This is a genomic window from Nocardioides convexus (assembly GCF_011090295.1).
The window spans coordinates 2,228,945-2,249,423 of sequence record NZ_JAAMYA010000001.1 but is presented as its reverse complement, the minus strand read 5'-3'; the positions used below and the strand labels follow the sequence as shown (position 1 = coordinate 2,249,423).

The window sequence follows — 20,479 nt, the reverse complement described above, 5'->3', positions numbered from 1 at the left end:
CTCTCGCTGCTTGCCGCTCTCGACGTTCGCTCTTAAGGCCGCTGTGCTTGAGCTCAAACTCCTCTGATGCTCCGATAGCCGGACGACCGGTCTTGTGAATAGGTGTATCCATAACGTGCCTCCTTTTTGGTTAGATGCTTTGGTGCCTGCGCCTGCTTTTGCGTGTGCGCAAATGACTGCATCTACTTATGACTTGCATGAATGCAAATGGCAATGCCATACGTGATATCTACAACGGCGGCCGGTACTAGGCGACCGAGGAGCAAAACTCGCGGGTTTTCCTGACAACATTCCGGCCGCGCCGCACTCGAAATGAGGCGCGCGCGCCGATGGGTTGACTGCTGCCAAACGTCGGCCTAGAGACCGTCTCGGTGGATCCAAAGCCACCAGCCGAGCCTTGGACAGGGCGTAGATCGTGAAGCCGATCACGAGCCAGACCCAGACGGCCTTGAGGAGCAGCGCCGCTCCGTAGAGCAGAAGGCAGGCGAAGAAGATCGTGATGGCGGTCTGCAGGAAACGCCGGCTGCCGCTAGGGGGAAGTCATCCATCACGAGGCCCGCTCCTCGGCGACGGCGCCCGCGATCCTGACTGTGGGGGAGAGCGGCGACGGCGTGCTGGGCGTAGGGTTGAACATGGACATGGGTGATCCTCCTTGTTGCTGGTGCTTCTCTTGGCGGAGTGGTGCAGGCGAACGGTGGGACGGCCGATCCGAGCGGCCTGGCCGGAGCGTTACAGCGCCCCGACCAGGCCCACCTAGACGATTGAGTTGGGGTACCGCGGCGGCTCTACCTGCGCGGCCCGGTCTTCTTCGTCGTCTTCGGTTTGGGCCAGACGATGGCCCCCGCGTGCTCGGAGTGAGCCCCGGCCTGGCGAGGCGGGAAACGTCGGCCGCAAGCGACGCACAGTGGACGTCGCTTCCGGCGCATGTCGGTGAAAGGCTGCATGTAAGGCTCCTTGAGTGGGTCGGATGAGGGATCGCGCGTGATTGCTACTTCCGGGGACTGGCCTTCTTGGGCGTGGGCCAGACGATGGCCCTGGCGTGCACGGAGTGCGCCCGAGCCTGGGCCGGCGTGAGGAACCGGCAGCACGGCACACAGAACGGCTGCCGCTTCTTGTAGAGGTCGGTGAGAGATGCCATGGGGTCTCCTTCGAAGGGTCGGGTGGGGATGCGCGAACGAACGGCAATCGCGTTGGGCGGCGCTCGAGCTCGCCGACGTACTGCCGTCACGAGACCTTCTTCAAGTCGCGCTTGAGGTCGCGCATGATCTGCCGATGCAGCCGGGCGACGACGGCGAGCGCGGCAAGCACGCTGAAGAACTCGATGACCTCCTTGTGGTAGATCACGAGGTAGGCGGCAGCGATGAGCAGCAACAACAGCCAGGCAGTCACGAGGGCCTACTTGAGCCTTCAGCGGACGAGCGATGCGTCGGTAGGCCGTATTGACCGCTAGGTCATATTGGGCCATGTACTGTCCGGCGCGGCCGGCCAGCAACTGGTCGCCATCCGGGTTGATGGCCCGAGTCTGCCTCCTCCTGAGCGGCCGCGTGCCGGATCGCCATCTGGGTCAGCACGTGCGCCCCGTTGGCTGAGATCCGGGCCAGCGTCGTATCGCGAACGACATCGAGGGTGCCCTTCTCGACCATCTGCGGTCCGTCGGGCTCCCGCGGTGGGTTGATCGGGACGATGATCGGGGCCGGCGCGGGCACCGACACCTGGGTGGACTTGGACATGGGGGTGTTCCTTCCGTTGGGTCGCTCAGTCGACGGTGATGGCATCAAGGTGGTCGCGGAGCCTGCTCGATCCACTCCTCGATGTCCTGGCGGTGCAGCCCGTGGCTGTTGACGGGCTGGGCCAACAGGCGGCGGACCTCGCCGAGCATGTAGTCGGCGGCGAGAAGGTGGTCGAGGAGCAGGGTCTTCATGGCTCGTGGCCTCCCGTGATCGGCGGTGGGGCGCCACCGAATCACGGACGCAACCGACGCAGGGTCGTCATGACAGGCGGCTTTCGTCACGCGCTGTCACGGGCTGTCAGGGCGTGAAAACCCGCTTCTCGTCAGAGAAGCGGGCATGGGTTGGCCCCGTTTGATAGGTGTACATCCGGGCCCGAGTCGGGCCGGAGGGTGCTACTGCTCGGTCGGCCTTGTTGGCGAAGCCTGGATCATCGCGTGCCGCTCTTGGGACTGCTGCCGAGCGCTGACGACGTCCCACAAGGTCCGACTCAGCGCGGGGTGTGTCAGCAGGCCATCCCAGCCTGTACTCCTCGTCGCAGAACTGCGTGACGTCACCTGGCTCGCGCCAGAAGTAGCGGTGGTCCGCCAGTCCGCGCATCGGACTGTATTGCCACTGCTCGGAGATGATGATGACGGCGAGAAGGAACATCTCGTACGATCCGCAGGTATGCGTCGCGTCGCCTTCGGTCACCCAGAGCCGATGAGATCCATCAGCGTGGGCGGCTCCGCTTCATCCCAGAACGGCCGAAGACTGGGGCCGTTGAGCAGACGTACGTGCTCTTGCTCGAGGAAGTTGTCGAAGCCGACCGCCAGCCAGGCGGTTGCGTCATTGATTCCGGTATGGGCCATGAGTCGGCCTCCCTTCATGGTGGGGGCCAACCCAATAAGCATATTGTAGCAGAATATAGTTGATGTGTCAACTATCTCGGATCGGTTTGACCCACATAGTGCGCTGCTACTGGCGCAATTGGACGAGCTCCCTCACTGCTCGTGGGCGCGTCGCCAGATCGACGGAGCCTGTGTCCCGAACTCGACAGGCAACTCGCGCGAGTGCTCGATCTGGAAAGCCGCCAGGAGCCCAGTCGGGCAGCCTTGGCGCCTTCTAGAGTTGGCGGTACTCGACGCGGAGGCGCGTCCGAATCTCGATGAGAACCCACTCTTGGCTGGGCGTTACTTGCTGGCTCTCGGCGACCTGCCAAAGTCCAGAAGCGAACGAGTGCACGTAGCGAAGGACAATGGCCCGAGGCAGGTCGGTGAGGTTCTCAAGCGCGGCGGAGCCGGAGATGCAGCGCCCAACTTGATCGAGACACTGACGCATCGATTTGCTCTGGCGGCGACGGCCTACTCCGCGTGGGGGTCGCGAACGAGCCTGGTACGGGAATGCGCCGCTGCGTGCGCTGACGATAGAGGGCGTAGCGCGGCGGATGGCGGAGCTCGTCGAGGACGAGAACGTGATCGCCGAGCTCCGGCGGATCGATCTCACGCAGTCGCCCGCTTCGAAACTGGGGGATGGGTTGCGGCGACGTCGAGGCGGTGGTCCGGGGCCGGGAACCGCAGGCTACGGCGCTGGAGCAGGGATCGAGCCGTTCGGCGACGAGTCGCGCACAGACCTAACTAGGGCCGAGCCTTCGCTGGGGAAAGTCGACCGACCGGCGGAGACAACTGCGGTTGCCAATCGGAACCAAGGTAAGTCTCCGCCTGAGTCCACGCGCGACATCGAGCAAGCCGCCGAGGCAGCAAAACCTCATCGCGTGGAAAAGGGTGCGGATGACTCTGATCGCGCGGCGATTCGTGCGCGACTCGCAAGGGACCGTGCAGAGGAGCGAGTACGGCGACGCAAGAAGCGGTGGAGGATCCTCGTTCGCGACTCGCCGTTCTACCTTCTCGTCGGCGTCGTTGTGGTGGTCGCCGGTTGGCTCGAACTGCGGTCGCCGACTGGTGGCGGAACGGAGCCGACCTCGTCACCCTTGCCCATCAAGATTGACTCGGTTCAGACCGACGCGCGCCCCAAAGACGTGCCACCCGGGTGGAACGAACGAGGCCCCGGTGTCGGCGAGAGTGTCCGGTTTATCGTCAAGTTGAAGAACCCAGGACGCAAGAGCCTAGAGATGGCCTACCTCGCCGCGAATATCTACCGCGACAAGGACTATGAACCAGGCTCGATGGGCCATTCTCCGTTCTACGTCGTGTTCACCTTGGCGGATGCCCAGGGCTGGCTTGAACGTCCAGAGAAGGGATCGACTGAGCCCCTGGCGGAATCCCACTCCACCTTCGTCTCAGTCCTCTACGACGACCGGTGCGCGGAGTCGGCCAAACCTCGCATTGAGAAGATGACCGAGTCTCGACTCGACGACGGCAAGACGAACGCTCGGGCGATCAGCGCTGATAAGTTTCGCCCAACTCAATGGTCGGCGAGGATGCCCTATCTACCGCAGGCATGATCATGCGTGGATGGGACGACGAGGTCCGGACGTTCGCTGTCGACGTCGACCTGCGTCCAGGCGAGGTCGCGGAGGTCTCGGATCTCCAGAGGGGTAGCGACGTGCTATCTGTTGCGCAGGGCAGGGGAGTGCCCGGCCCCACGGCAGTTGCCGGCCGCGGCGACGAAGTCGTGGTCACCCTGCGTCTCGAGGACAGGTCGTGCAGTGCGGAGTCGACCGGCATGTCGCCAGTCGTCCGAGTCGGCCAGGCTCCCGACAAGACGACACGCAGCGTACGGCTAACAGCAATGGCCATAGACTCAAAGGCACCTAGTGCGAGTCCGCTGGAACTCGGCGCCGCCGCGGTGAACTATTCAGATTCCAACCCCTACAGGCTGGCCGTGGTGCCGGGCAGCACCGACCTTCTCGCTCCTGACCAGAGGAGCCTGCGAGAAACTGACTCGGCTTCGCACCCTGCCCGACGGAATCCTCCAGGCAGGTATCTCTGTAGGTCCGGTCTTCGGCTACGTGCCGCGTGACCAATGCGACGGCACTGGCTCGCAACGATGGGTTCGCTTTCGAGTGCGGGTCGTTCCCTGATGACGAGGCGTCCTTTGAAGCCTGCCCGTGATCCCGCCGGGCGATCTCCGGCTGAAGCACAAAGTCTTCGTGATCGCTTTGGCGCCTGACGAGTACGAGGGACTGACCGAAATCCAGTATCGCGGGAAGTTCTCGGTCACTGTTCCCGCGTCGGCGGGAACGGCCGGTCAAGGTCGTTGGGCGATCATCGTTCAGCGCGAAGGCCGCAAGCGGACTATCACGCATCTCGGCTTTGCCCGATCGACCGGGCGGGTGTCATCGATCGACCGTCGCATCACCGTGGAACCGATCGAAGGCTCTCGCAGGCTCCGGTCCCGCTCGACTCATTGCAGCCGAACATGGCCGCTATTCACTTCGGTTCGCTGCGACGAGGGTCGAACGCGCGAGGTGCGGAACTGACAGCCAACGCGAGCCGGGATCTGATCCGAGCTCTGACGGAGTACGTCTCTGAAGGGCTCTGGCTCTCGATGCTGCCTACCGGCGGTCGACCTACCGATATCGAGACGATTCATGCACAGTACGACGCCCTCGGCACCGGCCTCGCGATCGCCGGCATCGATCCAGGCATCCTGCAAGACAGGGCCTACCGAGGCATCGAGTACTCGGTCCTCGAGATCATCCGCCCCTCTCCGACTGAACCCGACCTGATCGCCCAAGACATGCAGCACTTTGGTTGGACGCGCTCCCGCGAGGTGAACGAACACGTCCGCCGAATCGAGGACAACGGACGCATCCTCGACGTCGTGAACCTCAACGCCACTAAGCAAGAGGCGGCAACGGGCGTTGACCTCCTCTACTACAACGAGACATTCGAGAGCCTTCATCGGCGTTCAATACAAGGTCGGCCGATGCGCACGGCGACAGGCTCTCGGGAGTCGATGAGCGGATGACGTCACAGATCGCGCGGATGCTTCGCGTCGAATCCTTGGGTCGAGCTCCGGTTTCACCGACCGAGCATCGCCTCGGCGGGTCCTTGATGATGTTCATGAAGTTCGCTAGGCCCGCTGACGTACGTGTCCAAGTCTCGGGCATGGCCAAGGGCTGGTACGTGCCCGCGGTCTACGCGGACGCACTCATTGAAGCCGGCCGTGCCATCGGATCCCGTGGCGGCGCGACCTTTACCCTGAAGAATCTCGACCGCTGGCTCAGCAACGAACAGTTCACCCACCTGGCGCGGGATGGCTGGATCGGCAGTGTCGGGGTCCGCGCTGCGGCTCTTCGCGACTACATCGACACCGCACTCGCCGAGCGGCGCTCGGTCATGCTTATGGAGTCGTCGACGACTTACCCGACCTGACGCGCAACGGTGAGCCCGTCGACTGCGGGCACCCAGGTCACTAGCCGGTCACGTGGACTCCGGAAGGGGACTAGTTTGACGGGCAACCCATTGACCAACTCACCCGGCTCAACCCCGAGCCCAGCGGCCACCTTCAAGATGTTGTCCAACCGGATGCTGCGCTGGCCGCGTTCGACCTGGCCGAGGAACGTCCAGTGCACGCCGCACCGATCGGCCAACATCTCCTGGGATAGCCCCTGCGCCTCCCGGTGCTGGCGAACCCGCTTCCCGAACTCGACCGTGGCGGGGGATGGGGGTTGTTTGGGCGGGGGCATGGGCCCAACCCCATCCGCCTCATGCGCAAGTATCCAGAGAACTATCGCCCCATGCGTAATCGTCCTGTAGGGTCCGTGCGCACCCGGCTGGCCCAAAGCGGCGGCCAGCCCTACGTCCCTGGGGGATAGATGCGCACGGTTCTCGGTCGTCTCCATTGTCTGGCGGTACCCCTTGCCGCTGGCCCACTCCTACTCGCCGGCTGCAGCAATACGTCTGCAGACGACCCACCCGCTTCGGTTCCATCTGGTGCGGAGTCCTTCGACATGGACACCCCGAGCTTCTCGGCCTCGGAGTCATCGTCCTTTCTGCCGCCTCCGCCCCTGGAAGGTCAGCAGGACTACGTCGGCATCCAAGAAGACAGCCAAGGCTTCAAGATGCGCGCCAACATCACCGTCTACGACGCCATCCCGGGTGCCGACACCGAAGCCATCCAGGCCGGCTGGGAGGAGGTTGGCGGCACCGGGGAACCTCCCTGCCTCGATGCCGATCTGGGTGGTGGCGACACCATCGACACCCAGACGGCTGCCTATGCCTTCGGCACCGTAGAGATCTCCAACCAGACCACTGACTTCGCTTCACCCAAGATGTGGTGGAACTTCAGTGTCCGCCGAGTCTGCTGGTGCCGCTATGGGTGTCGGTTTCACCGATGGGGCTGACTGCGGCGAGATGGAGTACCGCCTCCAGCCGGACATGACCACCATCACCGACAACACCTGGGGACCCGTGCCAGTGGTGTTCGCCTACGACGACGTCTACACCCCCAACCACCCCGAAGGCGACACCAGTCAGATCGAGGCGTTCCCGATCTACGTGGGCGGGCTGTCGGTCCCGGTCGACCTGACCAACAGCACCGGTGAGGAGATCGAGACACTCCCGATCCGCCTCGCGCCGCTGCGGGGGCTTTCGTCATGAGCAGACTTGACCTCGAGGCGATCCAGGCTGGTGGCTGGGGGAGTGCTTGCCCTGGCTCTGCTGGCTGGTGGCTGCGGCGGCAGCAGCGACGAAGGGTCGTCATCGTCATCTGATGACGACCGGGCCGGCTACCGACGGCCGGGCAGCGATCTCGACCTGAGTCAGTTCGACAAGCCGTGCCCGCTCCTCCTCCCTGACCCCGTGGTCGAGTTCTTGGACAGTGACGTCTATGTCGAGCACATGGGGCCAGACCTCTGTCGGCTCTATGACTCCGACAACGAGGACTACGTCAGCGTGTGGCTGGGCTTCCTGGTCGGTGACGAAGGAACCCCCGCACAAGCCTTCACAGAGATGCAGGCCCGGGTGGCCAAGCCGGAGGACTTGGAGGGCATCGGCGATGCAGCCATCTACGTGCCTTACGACTTCGGCGAGGGCGACGGTGGCCCCTTCGCCGCAGCGCTCGTCGGTGAGGTCATCGTGAAGATAAAGACCAGCAAGGGCACGCGGGACTCACCCGAAGCCAAGGCGATGCTCATCGAAGAGCCTGAAGCACGCGGCGAAAGCGGCACCGACCTTGGGCTACTAGGCAGCCCTATGGTGAGCGGCAGAACTCCGCCAAAAGATCGCGCCAACACAAACTGTCAGATATGTACATACTCCACTTGACAACCCAATCGCCGCCAGTGACGATCAGCACCCTTGTGGTCGCGCTCGGAGATGGCCGCAACAACGAAAGGCACATAGATGAAGTACTCCTTCGACCGCAAAGCTCATCGCGGCTGCGGTTCTCTGCGGCGCCGGTCTGGCGATCGTTCCGGCCGCGGACGCCCTGGCGTTCTCGGAGAACTGGTACAGCAGGACCAACCCGCTCAAGGCAGACGGTGACGGTCAGGCCGCCGCCTACGGCACCGTCTACACCAAGGACGGCTACGTCAAGAACCACACCTACTACCGCGACCTCGCACCGGGCGGCAACGGCGTCTACACCCAGACCGGTTACAAGTACCTGGTGATCGGTTCGGGGGGAACGCCCGTCTGGGCCACCCGCGTATACACGGACCAGAGCGCGCGCACGACCAGCAGCACCTGGCAGGACCAGTACGACGCGGACGACTACACCTCGCGTACCCACGAGGGCAAGGTCCGCGTCCACTACAAGGTCTGCGAGGACCAGTCGCTGGAGCCCGACGCCTGTAGCCGCAACCCCTACATTCTGGTCAGCCCGATCTGATCGCCGTCTCACCTAAGATCCCACAAGTGACTCTCTCGGCGGTCAGCCTTCGATGCCGTTATTCCGGCTCCTCTAGCGACGCGGTGCACATCGAGGATCTGACAATCGGGGCCGGTACCACCGGTCTCGTCGGCGTCAACGGCGCCGGCAAGTCAACCCTGCTCGCCACTCTGGCTGGTGCACGCCGGCCAGAGGGCGGGCAGGTCACGCTCAACGAGCAGAACCTGTACGGTCGCGGGCGAGACTCGGGTGCTGCCGCAGGTCGGCTACATGCCGCAGGCCTTGCACCTTCCCGCAGAGATGACCGCCGTAGATGCGCTGACCTACTACGCATGGTTGCGCGGAATATCCGCCCGCGATGCAGCGAAGCGTGCGGCCTCGCTCCTTGATCAGGTTGAGTTTCAGCAGTCGACAGAAGGACCGCGTCGGACGACTATCTGGCGGAATGCAGCGCCGGCTGGCTTTCGCGGCCAGCCTGGTCACTGACCCCACGGTGCTGCTGCTCGACGAGCCGACCACCGGCCTCGATCCCGAACAGCGAGCCAACCTGCGCCGCCTCGTCCAGGAACTGCCCGCGAGTGCCAGCGTCTTCATCAGCAGCCACGTCATGGAGGACGTCGAGAAGATGACCGACCAGATCGTGGTGCTTGCCGAGGGGCAGGTACTTCACCACGGTCCGACTCGCGCGTTCGTAGAGGACCACGGAGGACCGGAGCAGTCCGCCGAGTCTGGCATTCCTCAGCACGGTCTCGCGAGGCGCCCGGTGATCGCACGCTTCTTCGCCTGGCTCGGCCGGCCGCCCGTCGTGGCGTTGCAGTTCCTGGTCCTGTTGGCGGCAGCGAGTGTTGCGGCCGCCGCACGTGGCACTGAGTGGACTGGTTCGTGGAAGATGGCGCTCGACTGGGGCACCTTCAGCGTCGCCTTGGTCGGTCCCGTGGTCGCGGGCATGGCCTGCGCGGCATATGTGCGGATGACCAATGCTGGTGTGGCATCAGCGACGCTGACAAGCAGCCGTCCACTGCGCGCGTGGCTGCAGCCGGCGATCGCCGTTTGGTTCCTGGGGTCGGCGGCCGTCGTGGTCACCTGTTTCGTCACAACCTCGACCGCCGGTATCGCGGGGGCGCACGCCTTCCCGTCAACCTATTGGGTGATCGTGCCTGCGATCTGTCTCGTCGCGGCCAACGTGGCGGTTGGCGTGTTCGTCGGCAGTGTGGGAAAGCGTCGGTGGCTCGTACCGGTCGCCGCCGCGGTTTCGTTCGCGCTCGGCGTCTTGTCGGCCACCGGTGCAGTCCCTGAGGTGTTTCGAATCGGCGGGGTGACCGGACCGCTGGTCGGCGAGACCTTCGCCGTGTGGCCCCTCGTCCTCGAGGCCGTTGCGGCGCTCGGTACCGCCGTTGTGCTGTGCTGGGCTGCCAACCTGCCGTGGGCGCGCACCTCAACTGCCGCTCAAGTTGTTGGGCTCGCGGTCGTATTGCCAGCCGTGGTCGCCGTCGTCGCGCTCACTGTTGGCGATCAGGAACGGTATGAGGCAGTCGACGGGGATCTTCGGCTGGACTGTGCCGGATCGGCGCCACAGGTCTGCATGGCAACCGAGACCAGTCGCGGCCTCGACGAACTCGCTCCTCGCGTCGACCGGCAAGCCGCGCTTCTCGAGTCAGCAGGGGTGAGCCTGCCGAACCGCTTTGTTCAGTTGGTGCCGGTGCGGACTGCGGAGTACCTCGAATCGTCTGACGGCATCATTGACCTGCCGACAGAGCAGTTGTTGGCCGGTGACGTCAATGACGGCACTGCTACCCAAGCCCTCACGATGCCGCGGCTATGCAAGCAGTTCATGGGAAACGCCGGCCCACCCGATGCGTGGTTCGACGTGCGCCGGCAGATCGGCCGATGGCTACTGCAACGCGACGGCAGTTTGACCGTCAAGCAGACCGATGCTGATGCAGGCTTGGCTTTCTCTGCCGGTCTCCGAGCAGCGAAAGTGGCTGATCACCACCTACGCCCAGGCTCAGGAACTGCGAGATCGACGAGGTCAAGTTGCCCTGGTGAACACCTACCGGACCTGCTTGGCCATCTCGCGAGCCTGGGGGTTGCCGCGCAGCCTGCTGTTCGCGGGCCTATTGGCAGCCTGCGGTCTTTTTGCTTTCTGGGGAGACTGTGCCGCTGCCCGCGTTCGAGCAGGCGGTCATCTTGACGAACCTGGCGCCCCCGCTGACTGCGCTTCTGCTCGGCCACGCCTTGATCGACTCCACCGAAGATCTGAACCGGTTGTCGCAGCGCCCCGTGGTCTGGCTTCGCACCGCGCGCTACGTCCTGATCCAGATCGCCGCCATACCGGCGGCCGTCACACTGAGCGCCGCAGTCGACAGCGCGCTCTACGCCACGGTTCCACTGTTCGTCGCCGCTGCAGCCGTACTCGTGGTGCTGCTCGGCGACTGGTACTGGCCACCCATTCTGATCGGCATCTACGGCTGGCTTCGTTTCACGCAAGCGGAGGCGTTCCTGACCGCTGTCGATGTCGGCCCGATCCTGCTGGCCGGCGCCGTCCTGTTAGGCGGCGTGGCCTACGTGTTCGGTGAGCGCCTTCGGTCCCAGTTGTGAGCCCGATCTGGGCGGAACGGAAAACGTCCCTGAACGGTCTGACGGCCGGCGCACTGCCGTGTAAGTAGTGTGCCCCACCATCGCGACTCACCGACTCTTGAGGCGACCGGCGTGCACGCGCAGCCTGCAAGGCTCGATGTATGCGATCCGCGGCGAGTCGGTGAAGCACACCCGACCCTCGTCGCAACGCTCCACGACGACAGCCGCCGGGCAAGTACCGTCGACGCCGATCTTCCGATGGTCGACCCACCTTACCGACTTCTTTGACCCGTCGAGCCCGAACGCAACTACTGTTTGTGAGGGTTGATGTACGGCTAGTCGCGTACGCCGACCTTCTCGTGGATTTCGACGCTTAGCCCCTCAGCGATCGGGTTCTGCGGGTCAATCATTTGGGCGTTGGCGGTCGCAAAGATCGACGCGTACAGACTTCGCCAAGCCTGCGGTAGCGGCATCGGGGTGAACCGAGTACTTCAGGGCATAGCCAGCCCAGTGCTGGACCCACAACCGGCGAAGTTCGAGGGAGGGGCCGCGGCCGGCCAAGCCTGCACCTGAGTTTTCCGCATTGACGCTCGCGTTGATGGCCGCCAGTCGGAACCTTGCACCTGGCGGGAGGTCCTTGGGGACGTTGTCACCGGTCCGGATGGTCGCCTCGCTGAGGTGGGCGTCGTTGTCCAGGCTCAGCGAGTTCGAGGAGCCGTAGGGACACCCACTGCGAAACCGAGCGTTGCCGCACATCTGCAAGACGGTCAACGGCTGCGGCGAGTCCGGGATCGCGCGAGTTGAGTGGCGTGGATTCGAGAGAGTCGATGATGACGGAGGGCGGCTTGGGTACGACTGGCACGAAGGTCTGCTCACCGTCGAGCATCGGCTCCGCGAGGGCGACGTCGGTGAACTCGCAGGCCATTGCGATCCCGCTTGAGATGGGATCTGCTATGACGTCTTCTATGTGGTTTGTGGCCCAGTTCCGGAGGGCCTTCGGCAAGGTCGCGGTATCCTCCTCGCACCAGCCGCTGAGGTCGACCTGACCGCATTTCTTGCGCTCTGCGTATGCAAAGAAGACTGCGCCGTGGATGTTCCAGTGGACGCTGGCGCTGCGGCCCCCTCGGCGAGCCTGAGCAAGGTCGACGAGAACCTCTGGTCTGCTTCCTTGGTAGCCGCCGTTGGGTTCGGCCGCGATTGCCCCGCCGTCCATTGCGGCCTGAAGCACCGCTACCTGCTCTGTGGCGCCAAGAGGGGAGCCGGCCTCCGGCTCCAAAATCGCCCCGAAGGCGTGGAGAACCGAGGCACTGTCGTTCCGCTTGACGAAGGAGACGCAGCCCCCGCCTGCTAGGGGCGGCCAGGAGGTCAACCAAGAGAATCGGTCCGACAGGCTTGACGACGCAGTCATCAGAACCCCGGCGGCAGGTCTTCGTTCATGAGTTCACTCTCAAGAGCTTGATCGCGCTCCAGGCAGGGAGTGGCGTCCGCCCGCTGAAACGTGACTGCAGCGACGGATTCGGCGCGCGCCGCGCCGGGCGTGAGTGAACGAGCGAGTCTCGTCGCCGGCGTAGATGCGAGGAGACGCTGCGGGAGGGCCTACCAACCAAGCGGCCGTGCCGCTGTCGTAGCGAGCAACTACCCAGGCCCATTGCGGGTTCGTATCCGCGACGCGGGCGGCCTGAACCGGCACTGCAGCCTTGCTTGGCTTCACGATCGATCGGAATCGTTTAAGCCGCAGCGGCTCACACACCACGGCCGCGACCCTGACATCGTCGGCGCCTGCGCTAAATGGGGTTCCCGGTGTGCCCGTCGGCCGCGAGACTCGTGTCGGCTGCAGTACTTTGCTCGGCAGAGCGCGTGGCTTTCGAGGGCTCATTGCCGCAGGCGGAGACGCCGATCAGTAAGGCAGCGGCCGCAACCGGGATCATGGGGCTTCTCTTCATCACGGAACAATCCTTACCCAGTATGCGTCGCCGTCGAGAACTCGGAATGGCCTATAGAGCAACAAGTTCAATTGTCGTCCGCCAGCCTTGTTGTCTTCGAGGTCGATTCGGTCGACACTGCAGGTCATGAAGTAGCAGCCCTGGTAGGTCGAGGCGAAAGCGTACTCGTCACATGAACCCGACTTCTTCATTGCGCGACACTTGCGTCGCATTTCTCGCCGGTTCAAGTTCGGCTGGTTGCGCGGCCAGTACTTGCGAACTAACGGGTAGCCGGTTCCGCTCGCATTTCGCCGACCAGGATTGTTCCACAACTTGGACTGGGCCCGCTGGATGTGAGCAGCGGTCTCAGGAGCATCTCCGGTAAGTGACATCGTCAGGGTGGGCCTGTAACCAGGCAACACGCATCCCGCGCTGGAGGTCTGAAGGTAATGCAGGTAATCGCACCTCACGACGTTGTAGGTCGGCACGCTGGAAACAGGGGGAAGAATTTGGCAACTGGACGCGCCGCACACTCGTTGTTTAAACAGCAATCTCGGCTTAAAACCTGGTTCGGCCGAATGTCGATGTCAATGTCTTCGAAGTAGAAGTCTGGACTTCTTCGACGTAGAGGTGAGCACAGGACCGATTTGCCAGCCTGCGAGTGTCCGGGGCGCATCCGTCGGTGCACGTCATGTCATGGGTGATCCCGAAGGCTCGTTCCCGTGCCCCATGACTTATCGCTCCGGACGTACCGCACAGCCATGGTGACACGTGGCGTGAGCCAGTATGTCCTGAGCAATCGCTGCACCGTGAAGTAGGCGACCCCCGTGGTCCGAGAGTTTCGCCCGACCGTGCGGAAGATGTTCGCCCAATACTCGAATCTGCAGCCCGTAAACCGTGTTTTCGACACCCACCGGCTCGAATTTTCGAAGCACTTCGTGCCGACCGCCTGCGCGAACCGTGGGTCGACACGCCCGGTGACGTCAGACGTCGGCGGGTCACTCAGAGTCGCTTTGGTGGCTGCAATATCTTCGGCTGTCGGGGATACAGGTACAAGGCTCGCTGGAACAGGCAGCGTTGGGGTCGCCGTCCTCCGGGCAGGCCCAAGTCTGAGTTGCGGCCGGGGCTCCGTGACCGCAGCCTCTTCAGCCTGGACCATTGATTCGCGGCTCGAGTTCGTGACGAGTTTGGTCGTTGCCTCCACGTCCTCGTAGTCGGACGGGTCGTTCTCGATGGCGGTCTCAGCGGCGGCATCGTCAACGGAGTCCTCGGCGGCGTCGAGAGCAGCGTCGGTTGCCGTATCGATCGGCACCACGGCATTCAGAACCAGTCGGACACGAGCGCTGGCGTCGCCGTTGTTAGCGATCGTGATGGCGTCTGCGTCGTAGGAGGGGTAGACCTCAGCGGTGCCGGTGACCGGCGAATCGGTGCCGTACGCGAATGACGCTGGGTCCGTGGCGGCGTAGTCCGCATCTGCGATCGTGACTGACCCGGCCGCGCTCCAGTCGCTGATGGTTGCCGTTGTCTGAACTCTGTCGACGGCGCCTTGCTCGTAACCGGGTACCACGACGGCCACCGCCCTCGTCGTCCTAGCCGGCACTACCTCATCAAAGAGCACTTGATCAGCGACCGCGGTGCATGGTGCTGTGCACGTCGGCGCGGGGATGCTGGTTAACGCCGGCTTGACTTGGAAGGTTGACCGCGGAGAGACCGAGGAACTCAGTGACCCGTCGCTGGCCTGCGCATCGAAGGAGAACGTGGCATTGGCGGAGAGTACGTCTTCGGGAACCGTGACGGCTGCTGTTTCCCCGCTCGCAACCGGGTCCGACTCCAAGGTGGTGAGCAACTGGTCGGCGTCATTGAAGATCCGGAACTTCGCTGTGATCTGGTCGGAGTCGGTGTCGGTAACCGTGGCGCGCAACGCCGGCGTCCCAGTCGCCGTCACCTTGCCCCGAGACGGAGTGACATTCAGGCCCGAGGGAACGCCGGGCCGGAGTCGATAGGTGATTACCAACTTGGGGTGGTACGAAGTGTCAGTGGGGCTGAGTTCGGAGGAGCGGAACTCCCGGTAGCTCGCCGTTCCAGGTGGGAGTAGCCGCAGAAAGCCTGGAAGCCGTACTGTCCGGCGCCCGCCTGCCACGCTTGAACGGCCGACGTCACGTCCCACGATGCCCAGCCATGCGCCTCGCAGGCTCGAACCTACGGGCCCACCGTGTGGCAGGGAGTACTGAGGTGGTGAAGAGTTGGCCGCGACCGTCGGCATGTTCGACCACGTAATCGTTGACGGTGACCACGACTCGGTCAGGCGGTGCGCGACTGTTGAGCCGTTCGTGCACGACAACGACTTCACCACGCGCGTCTTGAGGGCGGCGTCGTCCACCACCCACGCGGACAGGGCAGATTGCGCAATCGTGTTGAACCGAACGAAAGTTCGCGCGATGTGGTCCCCAGAGTCTTGCGTGCCGACGCGAAGAGTCGACCAGTTGTCAACCGTTCCACCCGAGGTGTAGGCTCCCAGCGTTCTGCACGAAGGTGTCGGCAGCGGGTGACGGAATCGTGAAAGTTGGGTCGATCGTTACGGGGTAGGTCGTCGCAGGAGAGGCGAGGACGGCCGGGTCGGGACGCAGCATCAGGACGGCGTCGGCTCCGGCGACTGATGCGTCGGCAGGGTCGTGTTCGATCGTGACGTCGACAGGGCGAACATTCTCCGGAAGGCCCGCGGCATCGTTCTCGGAGTCCCACATCACCGGCCGGGGCGCGGTCAGCGCCGTGTCCCCGGGGTTACTGATGCGAACGCCGCCGGACGCCGTCTCCTGAATTTTTCGTTCCGTCCAGGTTCACCGGGATAGGCACCTCGAACCGCTGCCCCTGCGGGGGGCGCCTTCCTTAACACGACAGAGTGCGTGAAACCCGTAGGCTAAGGCGGTCACCACCAGGTCACCGGATGGAAGGGCGTCCCGGTATGTCAGAGTTGCGCCGTCGACGGTCGGTTCTGGGAGGTCGCTCGGCCATGCCAGCGATACAGAATCGCCACCCTCGCGCTCCAACGCAGCGAAAGGGTCATCCCCCCCCATCGGAGAACCGAAGGCTCAAGCGGGGACGCCTTCGGTACCCAAGCACCATCGCGGTGGACGAGCGTGGTGTCGATGTCTTGCCAGGTGCCGCCTTCGAGGAACCGCACCGGCCCAGGCTTCAAGGCTCGGTCGTGAGGCTGCCGTCGGGGTTCTGATAGGTGATGCTGTCGGCTGTGGTCTCGACCGGCACAGGGGAGCCCTGGTCGGCAACGGGTACCTCGCCCTCATTCGCATCAGGCTCCCGGCGAAATCGCTAGGCCACCGCCGGTGGCAGCAAGCACGAAAGCCACAAAACCGATCGCATGACGCCGAACAATCATCTGGATCCTCACCCAAACCCACTTACCCGGACAGCGCGGATGCGCTGCCTTCCGGTTTCCCTCCCGGATCGTGATGCGGCGCTCCTTCGAGGCACATCGACGCGGAGTCTAGGCAGGAGTAACCCCACGGCGGGGCTCTTTGCGGGAAAAAGCGGTGTCGACGGTTCGTGCCGGACAAGTTTCCGTCACCGTCTCGGGAGGCGTCATGGACCGTCCAATGGAACTCCCGACGCCTTGGCGCTGCCCCTCACGCGCCCCTTCGTCGCTGCAGGATTGCACCTACAATGACCCAGTGACAACCCGCGACACAGGCAGCCTGCCATTCTCATTTGAGGAGTTCACCAGCCTGGTACGAGGTCTACTCGCGGGCGGCGCTCGAGCCAGCAAGGCAGACGCTCTGCCGGATTCTCGTCGACCTAACGTCGAGGATCGAGGCAGAGTATGGGACGGGACGCTTTCGTCCTCCACAGAGCCGGATCAAGGATCCGGTCCGGCTTTGGACCAAGATGAACTCGTCTCGCTATGTTGAGACGATCGGGTCGGTCGCCGCGGTCCCTGACGTCATTGACGATCTCGTGGGGGTTCGGGTCGTGTGCACCAACAAGTCCGACGTGCGCCGACTACAGGCCCAGTTGAACAGCCGTCTCGAAAAGTCGAGTCTGGAACCAAGAGTCGCATCAATTTGGCGTTGCCTTCGAAACGGGGTCGGAGCGTGACTACGTCACGACGCCGAAACCGTCGGGCTACCGGGCCTACCACGCCAACCTCGTCGCAGAGGTCCCCGGCATCGGCGGCAGCAGCAACGTCCGCGGCGAGCTCCAGGTTCGGACCCTGCTGCAGGAAGGTTGGGGCGAACTCACCCACGAGGACACCTACAAGCCCGGCCAGGACGTCCCTCCGCTCGTTGACGTGCTGTCGCTACGCATGGGCGAATTGCTCGGCACGGTCGACGACATCGCAGAAGACATTCAAATAGAACTTGCTCGCGCAAGCCAGGTAGACGCCGGCTTTGCGCCCGAGGAAGCCAATCTGCGTCAACAGGAAGAGAAGCGGCCGGCCTCGGTGTCGCCTGAGATCATCAGGGCGGAGACGAGGCGAATCGTCGATGAGTTGCACAAGCCGACGTCGCTGGCCACTATCGCGGCGAGGCTACGTTCGACGTTTGGCCAAGATAATGTGACCGGCTGGTTGGGCCATCCCTCTTTCAAGGCTTTCCTCGTGGACGCTGTTCCTGGGATAAGAATCGTCCATGTAGGCCCGAGTTTACGTCGTCCCGGCTGCTATCGAACCGGATGAATCGTGGCCGCAATCACTGCTCGATGCCTTGCAGCAAGGAGAGTCGGACTGCTGACCGCGCAGTGCGTACCGTCACGTTGCACGTCATAGATTGCCAAAATGAACTTGTTAGTGCGAGGCTCGGCCGCATGGCTCAGAAGATCATCACCCTGCTCGAAGACGACCTTGACGGCGGTGAAGCAACCGAGACGGTTTCCTTCAGCCTTGACGGCTCGAACTACGAGATCGATCTGAACGACAAGAACGCCGAGAAGGCTCCGTAAGGCGCTGTCCTCTTACGTCGAGCGCGCTCGCCGCGTTGCTTCATCTCAGCGCCGTGGAAAGCGGGCCCCCCAAGCCGGCCCCTCAGCCAGCGACATCCGTGAGTGGGCGACCAAGCAGGGTCTCGACGTCCCGGCGCGTGGTCGCATTCCCGCTAGTGTGCGCACGGCCTACGACGCCGCGCGTTGACCGCGGAATACTCGAGGCGACTTCGTTCGCGCCCTAGCCGGTGTGGCCACAGTTCTACCGCAGACTCCTTCGCGGGATTAGGCCAGTTGCAGGACCCTCACGGTTGCCCTCGCGGAGTCCGCCCTCACCTTCAGGCGCCGAGAGCGGACAAGAGTTCGTCGTACTTCTGCGGCTCTACCCACGCATCTTTCAGCCCGAGCATTTCTTGCGCCGAAGCAAACTTGCGCCGCGCCGCCTCGACCTCGGTGCTTGCGTCAACAAGAAGCCTCCAGTTCGACGAACGCTCCGGACTGGTCTACGACGTCAAGCGTGAGCGTGACTCCGTCAAGATGTGCAGTCCTGCGGAGTTTCGAGACATGCACCACGCGGTGCCAACCGATCAGTTCAAGGAGGTTATGAGCCTTCCTCCTCCGAGGAGACTCCAAGGTCAAGTTCGTTTGAGGCGCCTTCAGGGATCCGCTGCTTAGCCGTCATGGTGACAGAGTCGCCTTCGGACCGAAGGCGAAGGACCGGCGAACCAGCAACGAACTCGCCGAAGGACTCTACTTCGAGATAGACCGCGTCTACTTGCCGAATTGGTGCCGACCATTCAAGTTCTACACGCTTTTCCAACTCCCTGCGAAGATCCGGTGTGATGCGAAACTTCTGTTCGACCTCAATCATGCCAACTCGCTTGCCGGGGGAGTGCGGATGTTGCCAGGAGCCAGTCCTCGCTCGCGGTCGGTGATCGCCCACGAGTCCCCTTGCACGGCCTTGGGAGCGCCTACCTCGTCCCAGCCGCTCTGGATGATAGTGCCGACGCAACTACGTGCGTGCGACCGGAGAAAGTCATGAAACTTTGTTGGCGCCCCGTTCAACTGATCAAGTTCGACTATTACGTCAGCATTCTCAAGTGCCCAAATCCACCCCTGTGCTAGCCAATGGGCCTGCAAACTGTCGCCAGAATCGAACGCGAGCGTGGGAACGATTGGCGCCATGCGGAGGCGAAGAATCCAATCGCGAAGCCACCCATCGTACTTCGCGTCGGGAAGTGCGTGAAGTGCTACTCCGACCTTCTTGGGCTCCTCTGCGGCTAGTTTCTCGCATAGAGCAAGCACTTCGGGAAGGTCATCCTGTAGCGCGCTGCGCAAGTCTTGGATCGAGACATCAACGCGCACCGGCGCGGCGTGGTCGCCCGCGACTACCCGCCCGATATCAACAAAAGAGACCAAGTTTCGTCGCCCGGCAATCGCAGAACGAATCGCATGCCAGACGACTTCGACCAAAACGCCTTCTGCCATGGATGACCATGCCGGGCTGCAAGGATCTTGATCGGTATAGACCCAAACTTCATCGGCTTTACCAAGGAGCGCGACGTCGTACCGGAGCACGTTCTCCTTCGTAGCAAGGTGAACAACGGCGTCCTTGTATCCCAAACAGGATTCTGGGTTGATGGGAATATTCCCGGTCGAGAACACGTGGCGGGCCATAGCGTCTGTGAAATAGAAGAGATCACCGTCGAAAGCGGTGTAGATGGCTGCGCAGCGGCGACGAGAGGCTAGGGCGAAGGCCCCTTCTACTGTTGCGATCCCGAGATCGGAGAGAAGAAGGCCGAACGCCTTCCTGACGGTCGATGATTTCACCGCGTATATCCCTCTCGCTGTGTCTCCGACAACTCGTCAGCGTGCCGCTTCTTCAATCCTTCCAACTCGTCGATCGCCATATCAACAGTATAATTGCTGTTGAATCCCAAGGCAATTGAATCAACCCATCGAACAATATATGCAGGCGTTAGTCCGTCAAGTTTGTTGATCAAAGAGGTCCGCCGGGCGATGTCCTCCCAAAGTTGGTCCCAGTTGTTGCCGTGTCCGACCGCATTGATCGGAAGGACGTGCTTAGCGACGGTTCGCGATATGTTCAAGGCTATTTGGAGAGCCGCCTTGCCATCGGGAGGTCCAACCTCGATATGCTCATCAATGCGCCCGGGGCGGTATGCCGCCGGGTCAATGGCGCGACGGTCGTTGGTGGCGATAATGAAGACGATGCGTTCGGAGTCTCTGAGGTGGTGAAGACGAGGTAGCATCGAGGTCGTAAGGAAGCGACTCATGTCGGTGACGCTGCTCGCCCGTTTGAGGAATACACCTTCAAACTCATCAAACAGCACGACGACATTGCGGAGGTGCGGGAGCAACTCGAAGAGGTTTTCGGCTTCGGTGGCGATCCCATCGACACCTGACGACAGTAGCCTTGACGGATCCAACTTTAGAAGCGGCCATTGCAACTCTGCGGCGATTCGTTCTGCGATGGTCGTCTTGGCGGTGCCGGGCGGGCCATAGAGCAGTAGGGACATCGACGCC

The 20,479-nt window shown here is 63.1% G+C and carries 23 protein-coding genes and 1 pseudogene; 14 read left to right on the top strand and 10 right to left on the bottom strand.

The window, feature by feature from the left end:
• Positions 1 to 988: 988 nt before the first annotated feature.
• From G5V59_RS16820 to G5V59_RS16800, 5 genes are all read right to left on the bottom strand, one after another.
• Positions 989 to 1,138, bottom strand: a complete 150-nt coding sequence (locus G5V59_RS16820; protein ID WP_278257233.1) for a hypothetical protein — start codon at positions 1,136 to 1,138, stop codon at positions 989 to 991.
• Between the two features lie 86 nt (positions 1,139 to 1,224).
• Positions 1,225 to 1,389: a hypothetical protein gene (locus G5V59_RS16815; protein WP_278257232.1), complete on the bottom strand. Its 165-nt coding sequence runs from the start codon at positions 1,387 to 1,389 to the stop codon at positions 1,225 to 1,227.
• A gap of 62 nt (positions 1,390 to 1,451) precedes the next feature.
• Positions 1,452 to 1,730, bottom strand: a complete 279-nt coding sequence (locus tag G5V59_RS16810) for a hypothetical protein (RefSeq protein WP_278257231.1) — start codon at positions 1,728 to 1,730, stop codon at positions 1,452 to 1,454.
• A 44-nt stretch (positions 1,731 to 1,774) separates the two neighbouring features.
• The gene (locus tag G5V59_RS16805) at positions 1,775 to 1,921 is read right to left on the bottom strand and encodes a hypothetical protein (RefSeq protein ID WP_278257230.1); all 147 of its coding nucleotides are present in this window, start codon (positions 1,919 to 1,921) and stop codon (positions 1,775 to 1,777) included.
• A 495-nt stretch (positions 1,922 to 2,416) separates the two neighbouring features.
• A complete protein-coding gene (locus tag G5V59_RS16800; protein ID WP_278257229.1) occupies positions 2,417 to 2,578 on the bottom strand; it encodes a hypothetical protein in 162 nt (53 codons plus the stop codon).
• A gap of 575 nt (positions 2,579 to 3,153) precedes the next feature.
• On the opposite strand from G5V59_RS16800, the gene G5V59_RS16795 reads away from it, so the two are divergent.
• From G5V59_RS16795 to G5V59_RS16780, 4 genes are all read left to right on the top strand, one after another.
• A complete protein-coding gene (locus tag G5V59_RS16795; RefSeq protein WP_278257228.1) occupies positions 3,154 to 4,170 on the top strand; it encodes a hypothetical protein in 1,017 nt (338 codons plus the stop codon).
• Positions 4,171 to 4,776: 606 nt separating this feature from the next.
• Positions 4,777 to 5,148, top strand: coding sequence for a hypothetical protein (locus G5V59_RS16790; protein ID WP_278257227.1), 372 nt, complete (start codon positions 4,777 to 4,779; stop codon positions 5,146 to 5,148).
• Positions 5,149 to 5,216: 68 nt separating this feature from the next.
• Positions 5,217 to 5,639, top strand: a complete 423-nt coding sequence (locus G5V59_RS16785) for a hypothetical protein (RefSeq protein WP_278257226.1) — start codon at positions 5,217 to 5,219, stop codon at positions 5,637 to 5,639.
• Positions 5,636 to 6,046: a hypothetical protein gene (locus tag G5V59_RS16780; protein WP_278257225.1), complete on the top strand. Its 411-nt coding sequence runs from the start codon at positions 5,636 to 5,638 to the stop codon at positions 6,044 to 6,046. The genes G5V59_RS16785 and G5V59_RS16780 overlap by 4 nt, the downstream gene beginning before the upstream one ends.
• Here G5V59_RS16780 and G5V59_RS16775 read toward each other — a convergent pair.
• Positions 6,034 to 6,360 carry a helix-turn-helix transcriptional regulator gene (locus G5V59_RS16775; RefSeq protein ID WP_278259888.1) on the bottom strand — a complete coding sequence of 109 codons (327 nt, stop codon included), beginning with the start codon at positions 6,358 to 6,360 and terminating at the stop codon, positions 6,034 to 6,036. The genes G5V59_RS16780 and G5V59_RS16775 overlap by 13 nt on opposite strands.
• 264 nt (positions 6,361 to 6,624) lie before the next feature.
• Between G5V59_RS16775 and G5V59_RS16770 the strand changes: the two genes are divergently transcribed.
• The 8 genes from G5V59_RS16770 to G5V59_RS16735 all read left to right on the top strand — a co-directional run bounded on the left by G5V59_RS16770 (position 6,625) and on the right by G5V59_RS16735 (position 11,102).
• Entirely contained in the window at positions 6,625 to 7,017 is a 393-nt protein-coding gene (locus G5V59_RS16770; RefSeq protein WP_278257224.1) for a hypothetical protein, read from the top strand.
• A gap of 34 nt (positions 7,018 to 7,051) precedes the next feature.
• Positions 7,052 to 7,273 (top strand): hypothetical protein, encoded by a 222-nt coding sequence (locus G5V59_RS16765; protein WP_278257223.1) that lies wholly within the window; start codon positions 7,052 to 7,054, stop codon positions 7,271 to 7,273.
• A 30-nt stretch (positions 7,274 to 7,303) separates the two neighbouring features.
• Positions 7,304 to 7,939 (top strand): hypothetical protein, encoded by a 636-nt coding sequence (locus G5V59_RS16760; RefSeq protein ID WP_278257222.1) that lies wholly within the window; start codon positions 7,304 to 7,306, stop codon positions 7,937 to 7,939.
• A 215-nt stretch (positions 7,940 to 8,154) separates the two neighbouring features.
• Positions 8,155 to 8,286, top strand: a complete 132-nt coding sequence (locus G5V59_RS16755) for a hypothetical protein (protein WP_278257221.1) — start codon at positions 8,155 to 8,157, stop codon at positions 8,284 to 8,286.
• Positions 8,283 to 8,504, top strand: coding sequence for a hypothetical protein (locus G5V59_RS16750; protein WP_278257220.1), 222 nt, complete (start codon positions 8,283 to 8,285; stop codon positions 8,502 to 8,504). The genes G5V59_RS16755 and G5V59_RS16750 overlap by 4 nt, the downstream gene beginning before the upstream one ends.
• Positions 8,505 to 8,753: 249 nt before the next feature.
• Positions 8,754 to 8,990 carry a hypothetical protein gene (locus G5V59_RS16745; protein ID WP_278260306.1) on the top strand — a complete coding sequence of 79 codons (237 nt, stop codon included), beginning with the start codon at positions 8,754 to 8,756 and terminating at the stop codon, positions 8,988 to 8,990.
• Positions 8,875 to 10,695, top strand: coding sequence for an AAA family ATPase (locus tag G5V59_RS16740; protein ID WP_278257219.1), 1,821 nt, complete (start codon positions 8,875 to 8,877; stop codon positions 10,693 to 10,695). The genes G5V59_RS16745 and G5V59_RS16740 overlap by 116 nt, the downstream gene beginning before the upstream one ends.
• A complete protein-coding gene (locus G5V59_RS16735) occupies positions 10,659 to 11,102 on the top strand; it encodes a hypothetical protein (RefSeq protein ID WP_278257218.1) in 444 nt (147 codons plus the stop codon). Before G5V59_RS16740 ends, G5V59_RS16735 begins: the two co-directional genes overlap by 37 nt.
• A gap of 628 nt (positions 11,103 to 11,730) precedes the next feature.
• On the opposite strand, the gene G5V59_RS16730 is transcribed toward G5V59_RS16735, so the two are convergent.
• Positions 11,731 to 12,309 carry a hypothetical protein gene (locus tag G5V59_RS16730; protein ID WP_278257217.1) on the bottom strand — a complete coding sequence of 193 codons (579 nt, stop codon included), beginning with the start codon at positions 12,307 to 12,309 and terminating at the stop codon, positions 11,731 to 11,733.
• A gap of 1,388 nt (positions 12,310 to 13,697) precedes the next feature.
• Positions 13,698 to 14,948: a hypothetical protein gene (locus G5V59_RS16725; protein ID WP_278257216.1), complete on the bottom strand. Its 1,251-nt coding sequence runs from the start codon at positions 14,946 to 14,948 to the stop codon at positions 13,698 to 13,700.
• A gap of 2,358 nt (positions 14,949 to 17,306) precedes the next feature.
• Here G5V59_RS16725 and G5V59_RS16720 point away from each other — a divergent pair.
• Together G5V59_RS16720 and G5V59_RS16715 are read left to right on the top strand one after the other, a co-directional pair.
• Entirely contained in the window at positions 17,307 to 17,693 is a 387-nt protein-coding gene (locus G5V59_RS16720) for a hypothetical protein (RefSeq protein WP_278257215.1), read from the top strand.
• 128 nt (positions 17,694 to 17,821) lie between these two features.
• Positions 17,822 to 18,143, top strand: a pseudogene (locus G5V59_RS16715) (Lsr2 family protein).
• Positions 18,144 to 18,802: 659 nt separating this feature from the next.
• Here G5V59_RS16715 and G5V59_RS16710 read toward each other — a convergent pair.
• Both G5V59_RS16710 and G5V59_RS16705 read right to left on the bottom strand, forming a co-directional pair.
• The gene (locus tag G5V59_RS16710; RefSeq protein WP_278257214.1) at positions 18,803 to 19,765 is read right to left on the bottom strand and encodes a hypothetical protein; all 963 of its coding nucleotides are present in this window, start codon (positions 19,763 to 19,765) and stop codon (positions 18,803 to 18,805) included.
• Positions 19,762 to 20,472: an ATP-binding protein gene (locus tag G5V59_RS16705; protein ID WP_278257213.1), complete on the bottom strand. Its 711-nt coding sequence runs from the start codon at positions 20,470 to 20,472 to the stop codon at positions 19,762 to 19,764. The genes G5V59_RS16710 and G5V59_RS16705 overlap by 4 nt, the downstream gene beginning before the upstream one ends.
• Between the last annotated feature and the right edge of the window lie 7 nt (positions 20,473 to 20,479).